The sequence below is a fragment of the Microbacterium paraoxydans genome, from assembly GCF_018224615.1.
GTDB lineage: Bacteria > Actinomycetota > Actinomycetes > Actinomycetales > Microbacteriaceae > Microbacterium > Microbacterium paraoxydans_B.
In genome coordinates this window covers 474,686-494,420 of record NZ_JAGTUK010000002.1, presented here as the reverse complement: position 1 = coordinate 494,420, position 19,735 = coordinate 474,686, and the positions used below count along the sequence as shown (strand labels likewise).

26 protein-coding genes are annotated in these 19,735 nt (G+C 71.8%); 8 read left to right on the top strand and 18 right to left on the bottom strand.

The features are described 5' to 3' along the window. Positions 1–15: 15 nt before the first annotated feature. The 3 genes from KE274_RS08010 to KE274_RS08000 are packed head-to-tail and all read left to right on the top strand — an operon-like array spanning position 16 to position 2,778. The gene (locus KE274_RS08010; protein ID WP_211542578.1) at positions 16–1,155 is read left to right on the top strand and encodes a mandelate racemase/muconate lactonizing enzyme family protein; all 1,140 of its coding nucleotides are present in this window, start codon (positions 16–18) and stop codon (positions 1,153–1,155) included. Between the two features lie 34 nt (positions 1,156–1,189). Continuing rightward, positions 1,190–1,828 (top strand): bifunctional 4-hydroxy-2-oxoglutarate aldolase/2-dehydro-3-deoxy-phosphogluconate aldolase, encoded by a 639-nt coding sequence (locus KE274_RS08005; RefSeq protein WP_211542576.1) that lies wholly within the window; start codon positions 1,190–1,192, stop codon positions 1,826–1,828. Continuing rightward, positions 1,825–2,778 carry a sugar kinase gene (locus KE274_RS08000; RefSeq protein WP_211543404.1) on the top strand — a complete coding sequence of 318 codons (954 nt, stop codon included), beginning with the start codon at positions 1,825–1,827 and terminating at the stop codon, positions 2,776–2,778. The genes KE274_RS08005 and KE274_RS08000 overlap by 4 nt, the downstream gene beginning before the upstream one ends. Positions 2,779–2,846: 68 nt before the next feature. Here the strand turns inward: KE274_RS08000 and KE274_RS07995 are convergent, their stop codons facing one another. The 5 genes from KE274_RS07995 to KE274_RS07975 all read right to left on the bottom strand — a co-directional run bounded on the left by KE274_RS07995 (position 2,847) and on the right by KE274_RS07975 (position 5,063). Continuing rightward, positions 2,847–3,308, bottom strand: a complete 462-nt coding sequence (locus tag KE274_RS07995) for an SRPBCC domain-containing protein (RefSeq protein WP_211542574.1) — start codon at positions 3,306–3,308, stop codon at positions 2,847–2,849. Between the two features lie 9 nt (positions 3,309–3,317). Beyond that, positions 3,318–3,962 (bottom strand): dihydrofolate reductase family protein, encoded by a 645-nt coding sequence (locus KE274_RS07990; protein ID WP_211542572.1) that lies wholly within the window; start codon positions 3,960–3,962, stop codon positions 3,318–3,320. A 1-nt stretch (position 3,963) separates the two neighbouring features. Then, positions 3,964–4,302 carry an ArsR/SmtB family transcription factor gene (locus KE274_RS07985; protein WP_211542570.1) on the bottom strand — a complete coding sequence of 113 codons (339 nt, stop codon included), beginning with the start codon at positions 4,300–4,302 and terminating at the stop codon, positions 3,964–3,966. Positions 4,303–4,380: 78 nt separating this feature from the next. After that, the gene (locus KE274_RS07980) at positions 4,381–4,665 is read right to left on the bottom strand and encodes a DUF1905 domain-containing protein (RefSeq protein ID WP_211542568.1); all 285 of its coding nucleotides are present in this window, start codon (positions 4,663–4,665) and stop codon (positions 4,381–4,383) included. A 17-nt stretch (positions 4,666–4,682) separates the two neighbouring features. Continuing rightward, the gene (locus tag KE274_RS07975; RefSeq protein WP_211542566.1) at positions 4,683–5,063 is read right to left on the bottom strand and encodes a DUF1761 family protein; all 381 of its coding nucleotides are present in this window, start codon (positions 5,061–5,063) and stop codon (positions 4,683–4,685) included. A 75-nt stretch (positions 5,064–5,138) separates the two neighbouring features. On the opposite strand from KE274_RS07975, the gene KE274_RS07970 reads away from it, so the two are divergent. Beyond that, complete coding sequence (locus tag KE274_RS07970) at positions 5,139–5,765, top strand: TetR/AcrR family transcriptional regulator (protein WP_211542564.1); 627 nt, start codon at positions 5,139–5,141, stop codon at positions 5,763–5,765. A gap of 23 nt (positions 5,766–5,788) precedes the next feature. Here KE274_RS07970 and KE274_RS07965 read toward each other — a convergent pair whose 3' ends face one another. The 4 genes from KE274_RS07965 to KE274_RS16665 form a co-directional block, all read right to left on the bottom strand. Then, positions 5,789–5,932 (bottom strand): hypothetical protein, encoded by a 144-nt coding sequence (locus KE274_RS07965; RefSeq protein ID WP_211542562.1) that lies wholly within the window; start codon positions 5,930–5,932, stop codon positions 5,789–5,791. Between the two features lie 301 nt (positions 5,933–6,233). Further along, the gene (locus KE274_RS07960) at positions 6,234–6,971 is read right to left on the bottom strand and encodes a metallophosphoesterase (RefSeq protein WP_211542558.1); all 738 of its coding nucleotides are present in this window, start codon (positions 6,969–6,971) and stop codon (positions 6,234–6,236) included. After that, positions 6,968–7,537 (bottom strand): TetR/AcrR family transcriptional regulator, encoded by a 570-nt coding sequence (locus KE274_RS07955; protein ID WP_211542557.1) that lies wholly within the window; start codon positions 7,535–7,537, stop codon positions 6,968–6,970. The genes KE274_RS07960 and KE274_RS07955 overlap by 4 nt, the downstream gene beginning before the upstream one ends. A 4-nt stretch (positions 7,538–7,541) precedes the next feature. Continuing rightward, positions 7,542–7,670, bottom strand: coding sequence for a hypothetical protein (locus tag KE274_RS16665; RefSeq protein WP_283091349.1), 129 nt, complete (start codon positions 7,668–7,670; stop codon positions 7,542–7,544). 109 nt (positions 7,671–7,779) lie between these two features. On the opposite strand from KE274_RS16665, the gene KE274_RS07950 reads away from it, so the two are divergent. Continuing rightward, entirely contained in the window at positions 7,780–8,052 is a 273-nt protein-coding gene (locus tag KE274_RS07950) for a hypothetical protein (RefSeq protein ID WP_211542555.1), read from the top strand. A gap of 129 nt (positions 8,053–8,181) precedes the next feature. Beyond that, positions 8,182–8,517: a DUF7882 family protein gene (locus KE274_RS07945; protein WP_211542552.1), complete on the top strand. Its 336-nt coding sequence runs from the start codon at positions 8,182–8,184 to the stop codon at positions 8,515–8,517. Between the two features lie 242 nt (positions 8,518–8,759). On the opposite strand, the gene KE274_RS07940 is transcribed toward KE274_RS07945, so the two are convergent. After that, complete coding sequence (locus KE274_RS07940; RefSeq protein ID WP_211543372.1) at positions 8,760–9,317, bottom strand: CGNR zinc finger domain-containing protein; 558 nt, start codon at positions 9,315–9,317, stop codon at positions 8,760–8,762. A 113-nt stretch (positions 9,318–9,430) separates the two neighbouring features. On the opposite strand from KE274_RS07940, the gene KE274_RS07935 reads away from it, so the two are divergent. Together KE274_RS07935 and KE274_RS07930 are read left to right on the top strand one after the other, a co-directional pair. Then, positions 9,431–9,874 carry a VOC family protein gene (locus KE274_RS07935; RefSeq protein ID WP_211542550.1) on the top strand — a complete coding sequence of 148 codons (444 nt, stop codon included), beginning with the start codon at positions 9,431–9,433 and terminating at the stop codon, positions 9,872–9,874. Positions 9,875–9,877: 3 nt separating this feature from the next. Further along, positions 9,878–10,078, top strand: a complete 201-nt coding sequence (locus KE274_RS07930; RefSeq protein ID WP_211542548.1) for a hypothetical protein — start codon at positions 9,878–9,880, stop codon at positions 10,076–10,078. Between the two features lie 89 nt (positions 10,079–10,167). On the opposite strand, the gene KE274_RS07925 is transcribed toward KE274_RS07930, so the two are convergent. The 8 genes from KE274_RS07925 to KE274_RS07890 all read right to left on the bottom strand — a co-directional run bounded on the left by KE274_RS07925 (position 10,168) and on the right by KE274_RS07890 (position 19,697). Next, positions 10,168–12,084: an alkyl/aryl-sulfatase gene (locus KE274_RS07925; protein ID WP_211542545.1), complete on the bottom strand. Its 1,917-nt coding sequence runs from the start codon at positions 12,082–12,084 to the stop codon at positions 10,168–10,170. A gap of 164 nt (positions 12,085–12,248) precedes the next feature. Beyond that, a complete protein-coding gene (locus KE274_RS07920; protein WP_211542543.1) occupies positions 12,249–13,349 on the bottom strand; it encodes a glycerate kinase in 1,101 nt (366 codons plus the stop codon). Next, positions 13,346–14,404, bottom strand: coding sequence for a LacI family DNA-binding transcriptional regulator (locus KE274_RS07915; RefSeq protein ID WP_211542541.1), 1,059 nt, complete (start codon positions 14,402–14,404; stop codon positions 13,346–13,348). Before KE274_RS07915 ends, KE274_RS07920 begins: the two co-directional genes overlap by 4 nt. A gap of 43 nt (positions 14,405–14,447) precedes the next feature. Continuing rightward, positions 14,448–15,311 carry a sugar phosphate isomerase/epimerase family protein gene (locus KE274_RS07910; RefSeq protein ID WP_211542539.1) on the bottom strand — a complete coding sequence of 288 codons (864 nt, stop codon included), beginning with the start codon at positions 15,309–15,311 and terminating at the stop codon, positions 14,448–14,450. Continuing rightward, positions 15,308–16,507: a dihydrodipicolinate synthase family protein gene (locus KE274_RS07905; RefSeq protein ID WP_211542537.1), complete on the bottom strand. Its 1,200-nt coding sequence runs from the start codon at positions 16,505–16,507 to the stop codon at positions 15,308–15,310. The genes KE274_RS07910 and KE274_RS07905 overlap by 4 nt, the downstream gene beginning before the upstream one ends. Beyond that, on the bottom strand, positions 16,504–17,667 hold the full coding sequence (locus KE274_RS07900) for a Gfo/Idh/MocA family protein (protein ID WP_211542535.1): 1,164 nt from the start codon (positions 17,665–17,667) through the stop codon (positions 16,504–16,506). The genes KE274_RS07905 and KE274_RS07900 overlap by 4 nt, the downstream gene beginning before the upstream one ends. A 171-nt stretch (positions 17,668–17,838) precedes the next feature. After that, entirely contained in the window at positions 17,839–18,333 is a 495-nt protein-coding gene (locus KE274_RS07895) for a hypothetical protein (protein WP_211542533.1), read from the bottom strand. After that, positions 18,321–19,697 carry an aldehyde dehydrogenase family protein gene (locus KE274_RS07890; RefSeq protein WP_211542531.1) on the bottom strand — a complete coding sequence of 459 codons (1,377 nt, stop codon included), beginning with the start codon at positions 19,695–19,697 and terminating at the stop codon, positions 18,321–18,323. The genes KE274_RS07895 and KE274_RS07890 overlap by 13 nt, the downstream gene beginning before the upstream one ends. Positions 19,698–19,735 lie beyond the last annotated feature (38 nt).

Genomic DNA, 19,735 nt, shown 5'->3' with positions numbered 1-19,735 from the left:
GGTTGGAAGGTCTTCATGCGCATCACCCGAATCGACACGTGCGGCCTGCGGGGTGCGACACCCGAGGGCGGGTGGTCGCACGAACTGCAGCCGGACGACATCGTCCACACCCTCGTCGCGGTCCACACCGACGACGGCACCGTGGGCATCGGCAGCGCCTTCACCACCGAGAGCCTCGTGCGGGGCGCGATCGACCTGCTGTCCCCGCACCTCATCGGCGAGAACCCGCTCGAGGTGGAGCGCCTCACCGAGACGCTCCACCAGACCGCCTTCTGGATGGGGCGCGGTGGCTCCCTCACCCACGCGACGAGCGCGATCGACATCGCCCTGTGGGACATCGCGGGGAAGGCGTCCGCCCAGCCGGTCGGGCGACTGCTCGGCGGACGTTACCGCGACCGCGTGCGCCCCTACGCCTCGGTGCTGATGGACGAGGCGGGCCCCATGACCGAGAACCTCGAAGACCTGGTCGCGAGCGGGTTCTCCGCGTTCAAGATCGGCTGGTGGAGGTTCGGGCGCGTCGACGCCGCGACCGACGAGGCCACCGTCGCCGCGGCGAGGGCGGCGGTGGGCGATCGCCTGCTGGCGGTCGACGCCGGCGGCTCGGAGGCGTTCTTCCCCGGCGACGTCGCCTGGGCGAAGCGCACCGCCCGGATGCTGGCCGACTACGACGTCGCCTGGTTCGAGGAGGCGCTCGCCCCCGACAACCTCGACGGATTCACGGAGCTGCGCGCGACGTCGCCGGTGCGGATCTCGGGGGGCGAGGTGCTCACCCGGCGCCAGAGCTTCCAGCCGTACCTCGACCGGCACGCGTTCGACATCGTGCAACCCGACACCACGAAGGGAGGCGGCCTCAGCGAGTCGCGTCGGATCGGATGGGCCGCCCAAGACCGCGGCATCCGCCTGATCCCGCACGGCTGGAACACGGGAATCGGCCTCGCGGCGGACCTGCAGCTCGCCTCGGCCCTCTCCTCGACCGACCTCGTGGAGTACAAGACCGGCTCGGCATACGTCGACGACCTGATCCGCGGCGGCTGGACGCTGGACGCCGAGGGGTTCCTCGACATCCCGGCCGACCCCGGGCTCGGTGTGACCCTCGACGAGGATGCGCTCGCCCGCTACGGCACCCGACCGGACTTCGCCGTCCCTGCGGCCTGACAGCCCCGCCCACTCGATCACCGGAGACCCGCCCATGCGCACCACCCCCTCGGCCAACCTCACCCGCACCGGCGTGATGGCCGTGCTCCGCGCGCCAGACGCCCGACTGTACGAGCCGGTGGTGAAGACCCTCGCCGACAGCGGGATCCGGTGCATCGAGCTAACACTGACGACGCCCGGCACCCTCGCGGTGCTGCCGCAGCTCATCGCGGCAGCACCCGAGGCGGAGATCGGGGTCGGCACCGTGCTGGAGGAGCGGGACGCCCGTGACGCGGTCGACGCCGGAGCGCGCTTCCTCGTCTCCCCCGGAGTCGTGACGGAGGTGGCGGAGGTCGCGGTCTCGGCCGGGGTACCCGTCTACCCCGGCGCGATGACTCCGACCGAGGTGAACACCGCGTGGAAGCTCGGCGCGGCCGCGGTGAAGATCTTCCCCGCCGCGACCGTCGGCCCCGGATTCATCGGACAGCTCGCCGGCCCCTACCCCGGTGTGCTCACGATGCCGTCCGGGGGCGTCGCGCTCGACGACATCCCGGCATGGATCGCCGCGGGGTGCGTCGCCGTGAGTCTGGGCGGACCGCTGCTGGGCGATGCGTTCGCCGGGGGGAGCCCGTCCGCGCTCGGCGACCGGGCCGCGCGGGCGCTCGCGGCGGTCGAGCGTGGACGCCGTCCGTGACGTCGTTGCACCCGCACGTCGTCACGGTCGGCGAGACCATGGGCCTCGTCACGAACGACCGACCGGGACCCCTCGACGCTGCGCGCGCACACTCTCTCAGTTTCGGGGGCGCGGAGAGCAACGTCGCGATCGCCCTGGCGCGCCTCGGCGGGCGGGCGACGTGGGTGAGTCGGCTCGGCGACGACCCGCTCGGAGACCTGGTCGTGCGGGAACTGCGGGCGGAGGGCGTCGCGGTGCACGCGGAACGCGACCCCGATCGTCCCACCGGCCTGATGCACAAACATCGCCGGACGACCGCAATGGCGACCGTGACCTTCTGGCGCCGCGACAGCGCCGCATCCCGCCTCTCCCCCGCCGATCTGCCGGACGCATTGCTCGCGACGGCGGATGTCGTTCACCTGACCGGCATCCTGCCCGGCCTCGGCCCGGATTCCGGTGACTGCGCCGTGACGGCGGCGCGGAGGGCGCGCGCCGCGGGAGCCGCCGTCTCCTTCGACGTGAACCACCGCGAGGCGGTGTGGCTCGGGCGGGACGCGCGCGTCGCCTACCTCCGGCTCGCGGCGCTCGCCGATGTGGTGTTCGCCGGGGAGGACGAGGCGGCACTCCTGGTGGGCGAGGGCACTCCGCTCCAGCTGGCTCAGCGGCTCCGCGACCTCGGGCCGCGCGAGGTGGTGATCAAGCGCGGAGCCCGGGGGGCCTTCGCGCTCGATGAGTGCGGCGGTCACGACGTGCCCGCGGTCACCGTGGACGTGGTCGACACCGTGGGGGCCGGCGACGCCTTCGTGGCGGGTTACCTCAGCCTCTGGGGCGACACCGCCTCGACGCTCGACCGACTCCGACGCGCCGCGGCCGTCGGGGCCTTCGCGTGCACGGCCCTGGGCGACTGGGAGGGCTCGCCCACCGCCGCCGAGCTCGCGCGCCTGGGCGCTGAGGAGGGCGTGCTGCGCTGAGGCTCCTCGGCGCGCGGCAGGGGCGATCCGGCGCCGATCCCGACCTCGGCTCAGGCTCAGGCTCAGGCTCAGGCGAGGAAGGAGCTGAGGGCGTCGAGGAGACCGCGCGTCCCCGCTTCCCGGCCGGGCCCGTCGTCCCAGAACCGGTCGAGGAAGACCCCGTGCTCGGTGTGGGTGAAGCGGGTGCCGCCGTCGATCGGCTCGAACTCGAGCGACGCGACCGAGGTCGACATGTGCTCGCCGTCCAGCCACATGTCGTACGTGGTGACGATCCGCACCCGGTCCACGATGTCGGTGTAGGTGGCCTCGTACCGCGACACGGGTCCGTCGTGGAAGCGTCCCTCGTGGACGTCGCGACCGCCGACCCGGAAGTCGAACGCCCACTCGCGCTCCTCGATGGCGTCGGCGTCGCCCCACCACCCACGCTTCTGGCCCTCGTCCGCGAACGCGGCCCACACGCGGTCGAGCGGTGCGGGGTAGTCGCGCGTGAGGGTGAATCCGGAGTGCGCGAGCCGGTGCTCTCTCGTCATCACGGTGTCCTATCGGGTCAGGGTGACGTGGACGACGCCGCTCTCGGCCGCCTCCGTGGTCACGGTGTAGGTGTTCTCGAAGCCGGTCAGGTCGTCCCACAGCCGGTACCCGCGACCGAGGAAGAGCGGCGCGACCAGCAGGTGCAGCTCGTCGACGAGCCCCGCGCGCAGGAACGAGCGCGCGGTGCGGTAGCCGCCGCCGATGCGCACGTCGAGGCCGCCCGCCGCCTCGGTGGCCTCGGCGAGCACGTCCTCGATGGGGGCGTCGCGGAAGTGGAACGTGGTGCCGCCGTCCATCGGGATCGACGGGCGCGGTGCGGTGTGGGTGAGCACGTAGACGGGTGTGCCGAACGGCGGGGTGTCGCCCCACCAGCCCTTCCAGTCGGGGTCGTCGGGGTGGGAGTGGAGGCCGAACATCCCCGCGCCCATGATCTCGGCGCCGACACCCTGGAAGAACGCGGCGGCGTAGCGCTCGTCGACCCCCGTGGTTCCGGCGCCGCTCGTGTCACCGAAGATCTTCTCGCGGAACGTGCGGGTTCCCGCGTAGGCCGCGGTGAGGCGGCCCCAGTCCTCGCCCATGGGGCTGTCGGGGGTGAGGTCGGACGGCGTGTAGCCGTCGAGCGAGGCGAACAGGTCCATGCGGACGCGGGTCATGTCAGTGCTCCTTCGGGGCCGTGCGGGTGAGGTGGATGCCCAGCCGGTCGGCGCTGCGCTCGGCGGGCGTGCGCTGCTGTCCGAGCCAGAGGTGCAGCACGTCGAGCCCGCCGGGGCGCAGCGTGACCGTGCGGACCCTGCCCTGCTTCTCCGACGTGATCACCCCCGCGGCCTCCAGGACGCCGAGGTGCTGCATCAGCGAGGGCAGCGTCATCGCGAACGGCGCCGCGAGATCGGACACGACGGCGGGCGACGACGCGAGCCGCTCGACGATCGCCCGGCGCGTGGGGTCCGCGAGGGCGCGGAGCACGGCGTCGAGCTCGTCGAGATACTTAGGCATGTACCTAAGTATTGGACGTGGTGACCGCGACGTCAAGAGCGAGCCAGCACGTCGCCGCTCTCCCCCGCGCAGACGCGGTCAGTTCAGACGTTCCGTGAGGTGCACCGTGACCTCGTCGCCGTCGGCCTTCCCGAGACGCCGGCGGATGGCGGCGGTCACCGGCAGCTTGTGGGTGCCGTCGCCGAGCGCCATGAACGCGCCGCGGAAGGGCTCGCCGTCGACGGTTCCGGCGACCTTCACGAGACCGCGGGTGCCGAAGATCGTCGCCGAGTCGGGCAGTTGCACGCAGGTCCAGGTGTCGCCGTCGCGGACCTTGCCGAGCGTCGCGGTGAACGTGATGTCGAGCGGGGTGGTGTTCGTCATGAGGAGCTCCGTGGGGTTCAGAGGAAGAGCCCGACGATGGCGCCGGTGAGCACGAGCTTCACGACCCAGTCGAGCAGGTGGACACCGGCCGCGGACACGGCGGTGTTCTCGTGGATCACTCCGCCCGAGAGCAGAGTGAGGGGCAAGACCGAGAGGGCGAGGCCGAGCAGCGTCCCGGCACCGGCACCGTGCCACCCCGCGGCCGCCATGAGCCCCGCGACCAGTCCGGCGGCGAGGAGGCTGCGCAGCACAACCGACAGCATCTGCACCGCGACGGGGATGCCGGGGCGCGGGGTGCTCGTGCGGGCGATGAGCGCCGAGACGGGAGGGAGGGCGTAGAGCACGGCACTGGCGAGGAACGAAGCCACCGTGGCGAGGGCGATGCCGAGGACGATCATGGGAGTGCTCCTTTAGTACCGATTGGTACGAAACTAGACCCGGCATTGAGAACTGTCAAGTACTAAAGTGGGATCATGACCTCGCGCGCCTCCGGCCCCGGCCGCCCGCCCGGACTCACCGGCGACGATCTGCTCGCCACCGCCCGCGACGTGCTCCTTGAGCACGGCTACGCGGGGACCTCCATGGAAGAGGTCGCCCGACGCGCGCGAATCTCCAAGGCGTCCCTCTACCGCGACCACTCCTCCAAGACGGAGCTGTACGCCGCGGTCGTGCGGCAGTGGGCAGCCGCAGGGCGCGACGCCATGCGCCCCGCCCTGCAGCGCCTTGCCTCCGACACCGACGTGCGCCGCGGCCTCACCGAGCTCGCAGAGACCATGCGCGCGGCGATCCTGAGCGAGCCCGTGCTGCGCATGCGGCGCCTCGTCATTGCCGAGGCCGCGGCACACCCGGAGGTCGCGCGGCTCTACCTCGAAGACAGCTGGAACCGGAACATCGGCAACCTCGCCGACACGCTCGCGCAGATGCCCGCCGACCGCGGGCTGGAGATCGACGACGCGCACGCCGCAGCCTCCGAGTTCACCTGGCTCGTGATCGGCCCCGCCCTGAACGCGCAACTCCTGGGCGCCGAAGAGACGGGCGGCCCCGTGCGCCGCGCGGTCGACGCGTTCCTCGCCCGCTACGAGCGGCCCGCCGAAGGGTGACCGCCCGCAGCGCCCGAGTCGGGTCAGCCGAGCTCGAACAGCGCGTCCGGCGTGAGGAGTTGCGTGACGGGACCGACCAGTCCCGGTCCCAGGGCGGACTTCCCGACGGCGTCGGAGTTCACGAACGCGACGATCGTCATCTCCTTCTCGGGCAGGTAGATCGACACGGTCTTGTACCCGGGCAGGCTGCCGTTGTGTCCGATCCAGCCGTTGAGGTTGAACAGCCCCTGCGGCTCGGAGAACTCCTCGGCCTCGGGCAGGAACGTGTGCGGGAGCGGAACACCCGGCGAGGGCGACCGTCGAGACGACGAGGGCCCCGACGAGGGCGAGAGCGGGACGAGGGGAGCGTGAGATCACGACAGACCTTCCGTTGGGGGACGTGTGTTCTCAGGCTCTCGAAGCCGGAAACCCACGACATCCTCCAGCGGTATCGCGCCCGTGGTACCGCGGAACGAACGGCGCGGCGCTCTAGAGCTCCGCGGGGCTGAGGTAGTGGAACACCGTGCGGATGCGGGTGCCGTCGACCACGTGCAGGGCCACCCCCGGCATGGCACGGGAGTCGGCGATCGGGTTCACTCTGCTTCCCAGCCGCATGGTGGAGACGATGCCCGGCGCCCCCAGCACGGGAACCCCGGCGAAGGTCGCCGCGAGCGCGGTGTGCACGTGCCCCGTGAAGACGCCGATGATGCGGGGCTGCTCCGCGATCAGCGCCTCGAGGTCCGGGAGGTTCTGCAGATTCCAGTCGTCCGCGACGTCATGTCCCACCGGCACCGGAGGGTGGTGCATCACGAGCACGACGGGTCCGTCGGCCGCGAGTGCCGCATGCCGGGCGAAGTCCAGCGTCTCCGGGGAGAGGCGTCCCTCCACTCGCGAATCGAGGTGCGAGTCGAGCCCGACGAGCCGCACGCCCGCCACGTCGATCGCCGCCGACAGTGCGGGCTCGCGTCCGGCCCGCGCCTGGGAGCGGAGCATCGCCTCGCTGTCGTCGTGGTTTCCGGGGACGACGAGGGTCGGGATGTCCACGGGGAGCGCGGCGAAGAACTGCGCGTACTCCTCGTCGGCTCCGTGGTCGGCGAGGTCGCCGCTGACGACGACCGCGTCGAGCCCCGGCATCGACGAGGCCGCCGCGAGCGCGGCCTCGAAGCGGCGCAGCCGGAGTGGCGTCGTGTCGAGGTGGGGGTCGCTGAGGTGCGCGATGACGGTCATGCGTGGCCCTCCCCGCTCGCGGTGGCGTTCATCAGGCCGAGGAAACCGCGGACGGCGGACCGCATCGGTTCGTCGTCTCCGGCGGCCCGCGACAGCACGTACCCGCCCTGGATCACGGCGACCGCCGCGGTCGCCCGGTCGCGTGCCGCGTCGGCCTCCTGGCCCTGGTCTTCGATCACGGCGGTGAGCAGGTCGACGAGGTCGCCGAAGTAGCCGGCCACCAGGGCGCTCAGCGCTTCGTCTGCGGCGACGAACGGATCGGCCGTGAGGCGCCCGATCCGGCATCCCGCGGTGGCGTTCCGCGGCCGTTCCAGGTAGGCGGCGAGGCGTGCGCACGATCCCGCGTCGCCCTGCAGCACGGTGGCGGAGGACGCGAGTGCTTCTTCGACGGTCCGCGCCACCGCGGCGACCGCGAGATCGTGCTTCGACGGGAAGTGGTGGTAGAGGCTGCCCTGGCCGATGCCGCTCTGCTGGAGCACCTGGTTGGGCGTGGTCGCCGCCACCCCGTTCTCGGCGTACAGTTCCTGCGCCGCCCGCAGGAGGGCTTCCCTCGAGTTCGTCGTCATGCCCTCACTCTTCCATACCTAGAGGTAGGTATGGAAGAGTGGGCGGCGAGTCACCGCTATCGACCTTGAGGTGCGCGAGCGCACGGTCTTCGATGTGGATCTCGCTGCCGTTGCCGTACTGGATGGTGCCCATGCGCTCACCCTCGTCACGTCCGCCCGCCGCGGGGAGGGCACGATAACCACCGTCCGATCAGGGCACAAGGCCATGAGCCGCGCGCCGGCCGCGCCCTATCGTCTCCCCCATGCGGCCAATCGACGAGGGTATGACGTGGACTCAACTCGAGATCGACGGCCACTTCTTCGCCCTGCGCGATCCGGGCTCCGTCACGGAGGTGATGTCGCAGATCGAGGCGATCGCCCGGACAGAGCCGTCGTTCCTGACGATCGCCACGGCCGAGGGCATCGCGAGCGTGCTGATCACCCCGCACACGCGCGTCTTCGTCCGCACCCAGTCGGCCGGCGAACCCGACAGCGAGTGGGACCCGTCCGCCCTTCCGCCCGACTGGGACCTCTGACGACCCGGCGGACGAAGGTGGGGTACCCATCCGGGCGGAGGCGTGAGACCGTGGAGAGACACCACGTAGCGACCAACGGGGTCGCGCCTCTTGGCACAGGTTTCTGTGGCGGGAACGAGGGAGCCCATCATGGGCAAGTTCATCTACGACGGCGGACCGAAGACGGAGATCGAGGACCGCGCGCTCACTCACCTGCAGCTGGTCATCACGGCGAAGCTGCGCCGCGGGGAACCCTTCCCCTTCACCTGGAAAGAAGACGCCAGCACCGGCGGCGGCCGCACCACCGTCTGGGTGCATCCCGGTTCCTCCCTGGTGTTCAAGTACGCCGGCAGCCGGCAGCCCGCACTCAACCGGGCGTGGGTGGACGCGCTGGCCTACACCGCGAACGCCCCCACCGGCCTCTACCTGATTCACGAGCCGGCGAACACGGGTCCGGGCACGTCACCCCTCGAAGTCGTCGCCTAGCGCTCTGCCGCGCTCGTCACTCACGACCGAAAGGCTGCGCGCCCGCCCTCAGCGCACGGATCGGGCTGCCCTCGCGGACGCCCACGCCGCGGGCTTCTCGCTGGAGGAGCTACGCACCGTCCACCGGTACCTGGGCGGGATGGCCGAAGTGATGGGGACGCACGCCGAGGATCTGGAAGCCCGAGCGGATAGACACCCGGGGCACCTCCCGGGATGCGCCGGTGGACGGCCGCCCGGCGCCGTCAGGCGGATGCGCCCGCGGACGCGCCGCGGTGACGAGCGCGGAACTGGGCGGCCTTGACCCGGTTGCCACACGTGCGCATGGAACACCACTCGCGGCGGCCTCCCCGCGAACGGTCCACGTACACCTGGGTGCATCCGGGCCGACCGCATTCGCGCAGGAGCCCGGCATCGTCGCCACCGATGAGCTCGACGGCGTTCCTGGCCACGGTCGCCAGGCCCTCCGCTGCGCCCCCCTCGCGCCGCACGACGTCGCCGTCGAGCGTCAGCCTCACGGGAGCCGACACGGCCCACCTGTTGAGCAGCGCAACGGGTGCGCTCGGCAGCGGAGATCCCTGCAACCGGGCGAAGACGACGTCGTAGATCGCCTCGCGCAGCTCGACCGCATCCGCCACCTGCGAACGACGGACCCCGGACACCTCGTCGATGACGCCGGCTTCGACGAACCACGCCTCGAGCGCCCCCGCGTCATCGAGCATCTCGCGCGGCTCGGGGTCGCGGCGCGCGCGCAGCGTCCCCACGAAGTCGAGGGCGAGGGTGCCACAGGGGAACGCGTGCATCACGTAACCACTCTAACAGGTGTCCGCATTCGCGCAATAACCTACTTGACAGGTTACGCTTCGACCGCCACAGTAGTAACCACTCCAACCAGTTAGGACAGGAACCCCTCATCATGGAACTCGCACTCGAAGTCGTCGTCATCCCCGTCTCCGATGTCGATCGCGCGAAGGACTTCTACACCCGCATCGGCTTCCGCGAAGACGCCGACTTCGCCACCGACCGCGGTCTCCGCGTCGTGCAGTTCACCCCTCCCGGGTCGAACGCCTCGATCATCTTCGGGGAGCAGCTCACCACCGCCCGGCCAGGCACCGCCCGCGGCCTGCACCTGGTCACCCCCGACCTGGCCGCCGCCCGCCGGGAACTCGCCGACACGGGAATCGACATCACCCCGATCTGGCACGACGCCGACGGAGTGTTCCACTGGGCCGACGGCCAGAACCGCGTCGACGGCCCTCACGAAGAGCACCACAGCTACGCCTCCTACGCCTCCTTCGACGACCCCGACGGCAACGAGTGGGTCATCCAGCAGGTCATCGACCGGCTCCCGGGACGCTGACCCATGACCGAAGCGATCGACACCGCGCGGGCGACGCAGATCCTCGAAGACCTGCTGCGTCAGACTGCGGCGGCGCACGGCTCGTACGAGCAGGAGCACCTCGGCGGCGTCTACGACGAGGAGTGGCCGTCCTGGTACGCCGCATTCCTCGCTCGGACGCTCGAGGAGCACGGCTACGCTCTCACCGGCCCGCCCGCTCCCTGACCGGACGGAGCCACACGCGAAGGGCGCTTCTCCGGCACCGACCCCCGCGCGGCGTCGGTGAGGAGAAGCGCCCTTCGGCCACCCGACCGTTACGGCTGCACGATCCGGAACCAGAGCGGGAACTCGTCGAGAGTCGCGAACAGCTCGCGGACCGGAGCGTCGTCGCCGTCCACCGTGAGCGATCCCGCTCCGATCGCCTCGTCGATCGTCGTGTCGCCGTACACGAGCGCCGCGAGCGTCTCCTTCGACGACCCGACGCGCGCGTCCGGCTCGTCGAGTTCCCGGAGTGCGGAGTAGACGAGGCATCCGTGGCGCAGTTCGAGCGCGTAGGGGTCGCCGCCGTCGACGGCCCAGGCGATCGTCGCCGACCGCGACGCTGCGCGCTGGCCATCGAGCCGGATGCCGAGGAAGTCGAACAGCATCTCCGGCGTCATCGCGCGCAGCACGTCGGCCGTGGCGATGTGGATCTGCCCCAGGTCACGCACGCCGTGCCGCAGCTCGAGGGCCCCCATGAGGTACTCGTTGCGCCACGTCGGGTTCTCGCACTGATACCCGAGCTGCTCGAGCGCATCGGCCTGCAGCAGCGCGGCATCCCGGTGCTGAGGGTCCGAGAAGACGACGTGGGTGAGCACCTCGGCGACCCACCGGTAGTCGCCCGCCTCGAACGCCACCCTGGCCTTCTCGACCACCGCATCGGCACCGCCCATGAACTCCGTGTATCTCGCGCCGGCCTGCTCCGGCGGGAGGGGATGCAGGTGACCCGGGTGCGAGTCGTACCACCCGAGGTAGCGCTGGTAGATCGCCTTCGCGTTGTGGTTCACCGAGCCGTAGTACCCGTGGTTGTACCACTGACGATCGAGGCCCTCCGGCAGTGCGAGCTGCTCCGCGATCTCGGTCGAGGTGAAACCCCGATTCGCCAGGCGCAGCGTCTCGTCGTGCAGGTACTTGTACAGATCCCGCTGGTTCTCGAGGAACTCGCGCACGTCGTCGCTGCCCCAGCGCGGCCAGTGGTGCTGGGCGAACACCACGTCCGTCTCTGCGGAGAACCGGGAGACGGCCTCGTCGAGCGCCTGCCACCAGGCCACCGCGTTGCGCACCTGCGCGCCTCGCAGCGTATAGAGGTTGTGCATGGTGTGCGTCAGGTCCTCCGCGGCGCACAGGGCACGACGCTGAGGGAAGTGGATGAGGAACTCCGCCGGCGCCTCCGTGCCCGGCGCCATCTGGAACACCATCTCCACGCCGTCCACGCGACGCGTCTCCCCGGTCGCCCGCACCAGGTCGGTGGGCGCGAGCAGCGTCGCCGAACCGCCGTTCGAGGTGGTGTTCGACAATCCCGCGTTCACCTGGCCGCGCGGCCCCGGCCGCAGCATCAGACCGTACTGATAGATCGCGCGGCGCGTCATCGCCACACCGGCGTACACGTTCTCGGAGGCCGCCTCCTCGAGGAAGCCCTCGGGAGCGATGACGGCCACGCGGCCCGCCGCGACATCCTCCTCGGACGCGATCGCCTTCGCGCCGCCGTAGTGGTCGCCGTGGCTGTGCGTGAAGATCACGGCGCGGACGGGACGGTCTCCGCGGTGCGCGCGATAGAGCGCGAGACCGGCCGCGGCCGTCTCGGTGAACGTCAGCGGGTCGATCACGATGATCCCGGAGTCGCCCTCGACGATCGACATGTTCGCGAGATCGAATCCCCGGATCTGGTAGACGCCGTCGGTCACCTCGAACAATCCGTGCGGGTGATTCACCTGCGCGTGACGCCACAGGCTCGGGTGCACCGTGTCCGGCGCCTCGTCCTCCTCGACGACGAAGTCGTGCGCCGTGAGATCCACGACCACGGCGCCGTCCGAGCGGCGGATGACCGGGTCCTCGAGCGTCGCGACGAATCCGCGCTGCACGTCGTCGTAGTCGCGTCGGTCGCCGAACGGCAACCGATCTCGTGCCGCGAGGTTCGCCGCACGGGTGTGCTCCGTGGCAGGCTTCGGCGCGAGCTGCTCGTCGTCGTTCATCGTCCGCTCCTCCATCCTGGCGCCGTCGTGGCGCCGCGCTCCGATCGATCAATCGTCACGATAGACACAGACACAACCGAGCACCAGAGGAAGAGATGGCGCCCCTCGGAGCGAGCCAGCGCATCGAGCGCCATCGCTGCGGATCGGCGCCGTCGGGGCTCCGCTCAGCGAGAGCGGGCGAGTGCCGCGCCGGCCTCGCGCAGCCAGCGAGCCGGGTCGGCGAGCGCGGCCTCCGACGATCCGGCGAGCGCGGTCAGGGAGGCGCACGCCGTGAACAGGGTGGTGTCGGCGTCGTCGGCGATGCGCCCCGCGGCGAGCGCGGGGCTCGCTCCGGCGGAGGCAGCGAGTGCGGCGACGAACGACGCGACCTTACCGTCCCCCGACTGCCCGTCGTACGAGCCCTCGCCCGTGACGACCACGTCCGCTCCCCGGATCGCCGACTCGAGACCGATCAGCGTCGCGACCTCGCCGGCTCCGGGGGCGAGCACGGCCCCCCACGCGACGAGCGCGGCGCCGGTCCCGCCGGCTGCGCCACTCCCGGGCAGTGCGGGGTCGAGCCCGAGCAGTTCCGCCAGGCGCGCGAGCGCCGCATCCACCGGCTCGATGTCGGCGCTCGTCAGACCCTTCTGCGGGCCGAACACGGCCGCCGCACCGCGCGGACCCACGAGCGGGTTGTTCACGTCGGTGAGCACGCGCACCTCCGGGGCGGCGCGCAGCCCGTCGAGGTCGACGGTCGCGAGGTCGCGCAGTCCACGGGCTCCACGGGCGACCTCCGCCCCGGCGGCGTGGAGGAACCGCGCGCCGAGGGCCGCGAGCATCCCCGTCCCGCCGTCGGTCGAGGCGCTCGACCCGATTCCGAGGATCACCCGGGAGACACCGTGGTCGAGCGCGGCGGCGATGCCCTGGCCGAACCCTGTGGTGTCGGCGTCCCAGGGCCGCAGCTGGTCGAGCAGCTCGATGCCCGAGGTCGAGGCGAGGTCGACCACCGCCGTGCCGCCGGGGGCCGCGGGGTCGGGAGGCAGCAGCAGCCACGCGGTGTCGATCGGCGCTCCCGCCGGGCCGTCGACGGTGACGGGCACGAGCTGGGCTCCGGGGACCGCCGCCGCGAACGCCGCCACGGTGCCCTCGCCGCCGTCTGCCATGGGCCGGTGCACGAACTCGGCGTCGGGCTCGACGCTCGCCCATCCCTCGGCGAGAGCCGCCGCGGCATCCGCCGCCGTGATCGTGCCTTTGAAACTGTCGGGCGCCAGCACCACCCTGGTCATGCACCGACCCCCGGGGTGCTCGCCCGCACGATGACCTCGAGCGGCAGCGGCGTCTGCTGCCAGTCGGCATCGACCGTCGCCCGGAAGGCCTGATACCCGATGTCGCTGAGGGGCATGCGCACGGTGGTGAGCGCGGGCGTGACGTCGACGCTCGACGGCACGTCGTCGAAGCCGCAGACCGCGATGTCCGCCCCGACCTCCCGCCCCGCCGCTCGGATCGCCGACATCGCCCCGATCGCGATCACGTCGCTCATGCCGAACACGAGCGTGCCCGGCTCGACGCCGTCCGCCAGCGCCGCCGCCATCGCCTCGGCTCCGGACTCGCGCCGGAAGTCTCCGCGCAGCACCCGGTCGATGCGCCCGCCCGCCCCCTGGAACCCGCTCGTGAAGCCGGCGACGCGCTCGTCCGAGGTGAGCACGCCGGGCGCCGCGCCCACGACGATCGCCGAGCGGTACCCCAGGGCACCCATCTGCCGGCCGAGCTCCTCCGCGCCCCCGCGGTTGTCGATCTCGACGTGACGGTTGTCGCCGACGCGGGCACCGAACGTCACGACCCGGCTGTCGGAGCGCCCGAACGCGTCGAGCTCGGCCTCGGTCGCGGAGTAGTCCTCGCCGCTCGTGCGCGATGCCGCGATGATGAGCCCCCGCGGGCGCTGGCCGCGCAGGGCACGCACGATGCGGGCCTCGCGGGCGGGGTCGCGCTCGGTGATGGAGATCGTGACGACGAGGCCGTGCTCGTCCGCGCCCTTCGCGACGCCCGCGGCGATGAGCCCGAAGTAGGGGTCGGCGATGTCGGCGACGAGCAGAGCGATCACGGGCGACGTGCCGCGCGCGGTGGCCTGCGCCAAGACGTTGGGCGTGTAGCCGAGCGCGGCGGCCGCCTGCTCGACGCGGTCGCGGAACGACTCGGCGACCTTGCGCTCGGAGCCGTTCAGCACACGGGACGCCGTGGCCAGCGACACCCCGGCCTCTCGCGCCACGTCGTGCAGCGTCGGATCGGTGCCTCGCGTCGTGCGCGGCTGGCGGCCCCGGGAAGGGCTTTCCGGCAGGGTCATGCCCCGAGCCTAGCGGGGCATGACCCTGCCGCGTCCGGCCGGGTCACGACAGATGCGGCGACACCGCGGCGGCGAACGCCTCGGCCGTGCGCCGCACCACCCGGGCGGGGTCGTCCGCCCACACGTCGGCATGGAAGATCTCGACCTCGACGTCGCCGACGTACCCGGCCTCGACCACCGCGCGGGTGAGCGAGCCGAAGTCGATGACCCCGTCGCCCGGATAGTGCCGGGAGAGGAGCACGTCGGCGGGCAGCGGCGTCTTCCAGTCGCACACCTGATACGTCGCGATGCGCCCCTCGCGCCCGGCGCGCGCGATCTGCTCGAGCACCTGCGGATCCCACCAGATGTGGAACGTGTCGACCGCCACCCCCACGACGTGCGGATCGAAGTCGGCGGCGAGGTCGAGCGCCTGGCCGAGGGTCGAGACGACGGCCCGGTCGGAGGCGAACATCGGATGCAGCGGCTCGATCGCCAGCGTGACGCCCGCCGCCTCTGCGTCCGGGGCCAGCGCCCCGAGCGCGTCGCGCACCCGCTCGCGCGCGCCCACCAGGTCGCGGGAGCCGGCGGGGAGACCGCCGGCCACCAGCACGAGCACGGCGGTCGAGCCATCGCCACCTGCCGCCGCGAGCGTCGCGGTCTCCTCGATCGCGCGACGATTGTCGTCGAGCGCCGCGAGCCGTTCCGGCCCGTCCGGGAGGGTGAAGAAGCCGCCGCGGCAGTGCGTCGTGAAGCGCAGCCCCGAGTCGGCGAGCATGCGCGCGGCGACGTCGAGCCCGACGTCGTTGACGGGCTCGCGCCACAGGCCGATGGCCGGGATGCCGGCCTCCGCCGTGACGCGCAACGCCGTCGCCAGGTCGGCGTACTTGATGGTCGCCTGATTGATGCTGAGACGCGGGTCGGCGCTCATGCCTGCACCGCCCCCAGGTCGACGCCGTTCAGCGCCAGCATCCCGTGCCAGCGCTCGCGCGCGAGCTCCGGGTCCTCCAGCGCGTGCGCGGCGTTGGCGAGCTCGACGATGCGGCTGAGGTGCGGGAGGCTGCGCGCGGAGTGCAGGCCGCCGACCATCTGGAACGCGGGCTGGTGTCCGTTCAGCCAGGCGAGGAACGCGACGCCGGTCTTGTAGTACGGCGTGGGTGCGGCGAACACCTGGCGGCTGAGCTCCTCGGTCGGGCCGAGGACGTCCAGGTACCGCTGCGGGTCCCCGGCGTCCAGCGCCTGGATGGCCGCCGATGCGACCGGCGTGATCGCTGCGAACGCGCCGAGCAGGGCGTCGGAATGCCCGCCGGCCGGCGCGGGGCCGGAGGGGAGGGAGTCGCCGCCGATCAGGCCGACGTAGTTGAAGTCGTCGCCCGTGAACATCCGCACGCCCACCGGCAGCCGCTCGCGCACCGAGACCTCGGACTCCGCGTTCAGCAGGCTCATCTTGACTCCGGCGACCCTGTCGGGGTGCTCGCCGATGATGTCGAGCAGCACCGAGGACGCCGTCTGCCAGTCGCGCGCGCCGAAGTAGCCGTCCAGCTCGGGGTCGAACGCCGGGCCGAGCCAGTGCAGCACGACGGGCACGCTCGCGCTCGCCAGCACCTCGCCGTACACGCGGCGATAGTCGTCGGACGTGGTGGCGGCCCGCGCGAGGTGCCGCGACGCCATGAGCACCGGGCCGGCACCGTGCTCCTCGGTGAAGTGCAGCTGCTCCTTGTACGCGTCGATGACGCGGTCGAGCGGGAGGCGCTCCTCGTCGACGTGGTCGGTGTTCACGCCGACGACGACCGAGGCGTCCTCGTCGCGGGCGACCTCGGCGCTGCGGGCGATGAGCTCGCGCACGGCCGCCGGGTCGAGGCCCATGTTGCGCTGGGCGGTGTCCATGGCATCCGCGACGCCGAGCCCCCAGGAGTACACGTGGCGGCGGAAGGCGAGCGTGGCGTCCCAGTCGATGTCGGCCGGCCGGCCCGGGGTGTTGTCGCCGTGCACCTTCGGCACGACGTGCGCCGCGGCGTAGGCGACGCGGCTGCGCAGCGGTGCCGTGGGACGCGTGTACCCGGCGCCGTCGCGCAGCTCGGCGTCGCTGAGCGAACCGTCGGGCGCGAGCAGTCGGAGCACGCTCATCGCAGCGTCAGCGGCTCGAGCGCGACCTTGCGCCCCTCGGCCGACGAGGTGAGGCCGGCTTCGGCGAACTGCACGCCGCGCGCGCCCGAGAGCAGGTCGAACGGGTAGTCCGTGCCCTCGACGTAGGAGACGAGGTACTCCTGCCACTGCTGGCGGAATCCGTTGAGGAACACGTCGTTGGTCGGTACCTGCTGCCAGTCGGCGTCGTAGTCGTGACCGTCTTCGAGGTCGGGGTTCCACACCGGCTTGGGCGTGGCGTTGCGGGGCTGGATCTTCGCGCCGAACAGGCCGACGACGGCGGAGCCGTGCGTGCCGTCCACCTGGAACTCCACCAGCTCGTCGCGGTTGACCCGCACGGTCCAGCTGGAGTTGATCTCGGCGACGATGCCGCCCTCGATCTCGAAGATCCCGTACGCCGCGTCCTCGGCGGTGGCGGTGTAGTGCTCCCCCTTCTCGTCCCAGCGGTCGGCGATGTGCACGGCCGCCTGCGCGTACACGCTCTTCACCTCGCCGAACAGGTTCTCCAGCACGTAGTTCCAGTGCGGGAACATGTCGACGATGATGCCGCCGCCGTCTTCCGCGCGGTAGTTCCAGCTGGGGCGCTGGGCGGGGTGCCAGTCGCCCTCGAACACCCAGTAGCCGAACTCGCCGCGCACCGAGAGGATGCGCCCGAAGAACCCGGAGTCGATGAGGCGCTTGAGCTTCTGCAGCCCGGGAAGGTAGAGCTTGTCGTGCACGACGCCGGTCTTCACGCCGGCCTGGTCGGCGAGACGCGCCAGCTCGATCGCCTCCTCGAGCGACTCGGCCGTGGGCTTCTCGGTGTAGATCGCCTTGCCGGCCGCGATCGCCTTGCGCAGCGCCGCGGCCCGCGCCTTGGTGACGAGGAAGTCGGCGTAGATCTCCCACTGCGGATCGGCGAGCGCGGCGTCGAGGTCGGTGGTGTAGTCCTCGATGCCGTGCTTCGCGGCGAGCTCGGCCAGCTTCGCCTCGCTGCGTCCGACGAGCAGGGGCTTGACCGTGAGGCGAGAGCCGTCGGGCAGCGCGATGCCGCCCTCGTCCCGGATCGCGAGGATCGACCGCACGAGGTGCTGCCGATAGCCCATGCGTCCCGAGACGCCGTTCATGATGATCCCGATCTCGCGGGTGGTGGCCTGTGCCATGGTGGTCCGTCCTGTCGATGCCTCGCGACCTCGGCCGCGGTGGGTAAACGCTTTCCCAGATCATGGCATGCGCAGGAGATCGGGGGCAAGCTCCGTGGGAAAACGCTCTCCCGACGGCGGAGGTGCACGTCGTCCGGCGCTGCGCAGCCCACCCCGACGCGGCGGGCGTCGTCAGGCCTGCACGCCCATGACGATCAGCGAGCCGATCAGCATCAGCAGGCACGACCACAAGCCCAGGGACGCGGCGAGGACCCCGACCCTGGCCGCGCGCACGCGCAGCGCCACCCAGCCGAGGATGACCAGCACGCTCACGAGCACCATCACCACCGGCGGGTTCGAGGCGACGCCCGCGCCGTGCCCGTGCCCACCCCCCACCGGCCAGAGGTAGGGCGTGGCCATCATCAGGCCCATGGCGAAGGGATCCTCGACCGCGCCGGGAACGATCGGGCTCCCGTCACCACGGACTCGCCGCCACCCCGCAGCCACGGCCGCCCACGCGAGGAGGGCGAACATCGCACCGACGGCCGCCAGCGAGTCGTGGCCCTCCGCCAGCGCCGGCACCATGAGCACCAGCATGCCCGCGAGCACCGCGAGATGGCGGAGGGCATCGATCCGCAGCGTGCGGCGCGGCGCCGCCGGAGACACCGCCGTCGTCAGGCCGTCCACACCGTCTTGGCGTTCACGAACTCCCGGATGCCGAACGAGCCGAGCTCCCGGCCGTAACCCGAGTCCTTGACCCCGCCGAACGGCAGCCCGAAGAACGACGCCGAGTTCCCGTTCGCGAACACGCTGCCGAACTCCAGCTCGGCCTGCAGCCGGGCGATCTCGTCGGGATCGGTCGACCACACCCCGGCAGCCAGCCCGAAGTCGGAGTCGTTCGCCGCCGCGATCGCCTCGTCGAGCGAGGACACCCGATACACGCAGGCGACGGGTCCGAAGCACTCCTCGCGGAAGATGCGCATCTCCGGGGTGACCTCGGTGAGCACGGTCGCCGGGTAGAACCAGCCGGGTCCGTCGGGCAGCTCGCCGCCGACCCGCACCGTCACGCCCTTGGCCACGGCATCCGCCACCAGCTCGTGCGCGTCGGCCCGCACCTGCGCGGTGGCCATGGGCCCGAATCCGGTGTCGTCGGCGAGCGGGTCGCCGTACGTCGTGGCCGCCATGTGCGCGACGAACGCCTCGAGCCACTCGTCGTACACGTCGGCGTGGACGAAGAACCGCTTGGCGCAGATGCACGACTGGCCGCTGTTCTGCGTGCGCGACGCCGCGGCGAACTGTGCCGAACGCGCGACATCGGCCGAGGGCATCACCACGAACGCGTCCGTGCCGCCGAGCTCGAGCACGCTCTTCTTGATGTTGCGTCCGGCCGCGGCGGCGACCGCGGCCCCCGCCCCCACCGAACCGGTCAGGGTCACGGCGCGGATGCGGCGGTCGTCGATCAGCGCCGAGGCGGCAGCCCCCTCGATCAGCAGCGTCTGGAACGCGCCCTCCGGGAAGCCCGCGCGCTGGAACAGCTCACCCAGGTACAGCGCGGTCTGCGGCACGCTCGACGCATGCTTGAGGAGCCCGGTGTTGCCGGCCATGAGGGCGGGAGCAGCGAAGCGGATGACCTGCCAGAACGGGTAGTTCCACGGCATCACCGCCAGCACCGTGCCCAGCGGCTGGAACACGACACTCGCCGCCGAGGCCCCGACACTCGCCGCGGGCACGGGTTCCTCCGGCGCGAGGTATCCCTCGGCGTGCTCGGCGTACCAGCGCATGCCGTTGGCCGACTTGGTCACCTCGTACGTCGCGGTGCCGATCGTCTTGCCCATCTCGAGCACGGCGAGGCCCGCCGCGTGCTCGAGGTCGGCGTCGAGCAGGTCGGCGGCGCGGCGCATCCACTCCGCGCGCTGCGCGAACGTCGTCTTCGCCATCACGGCGTTGGCGGCCTCCGCCTTCGCCAGGATCCCCTCCACCTCGGCGGGCGTGTGGGCGGCGAACTCGCGCACCAGCTCACCCGTCGCCGGATTGATCGTCGCAATGGTCATGAGCACTCCTCGTGGGTCGGGCCTGTGTGGTTCGGATG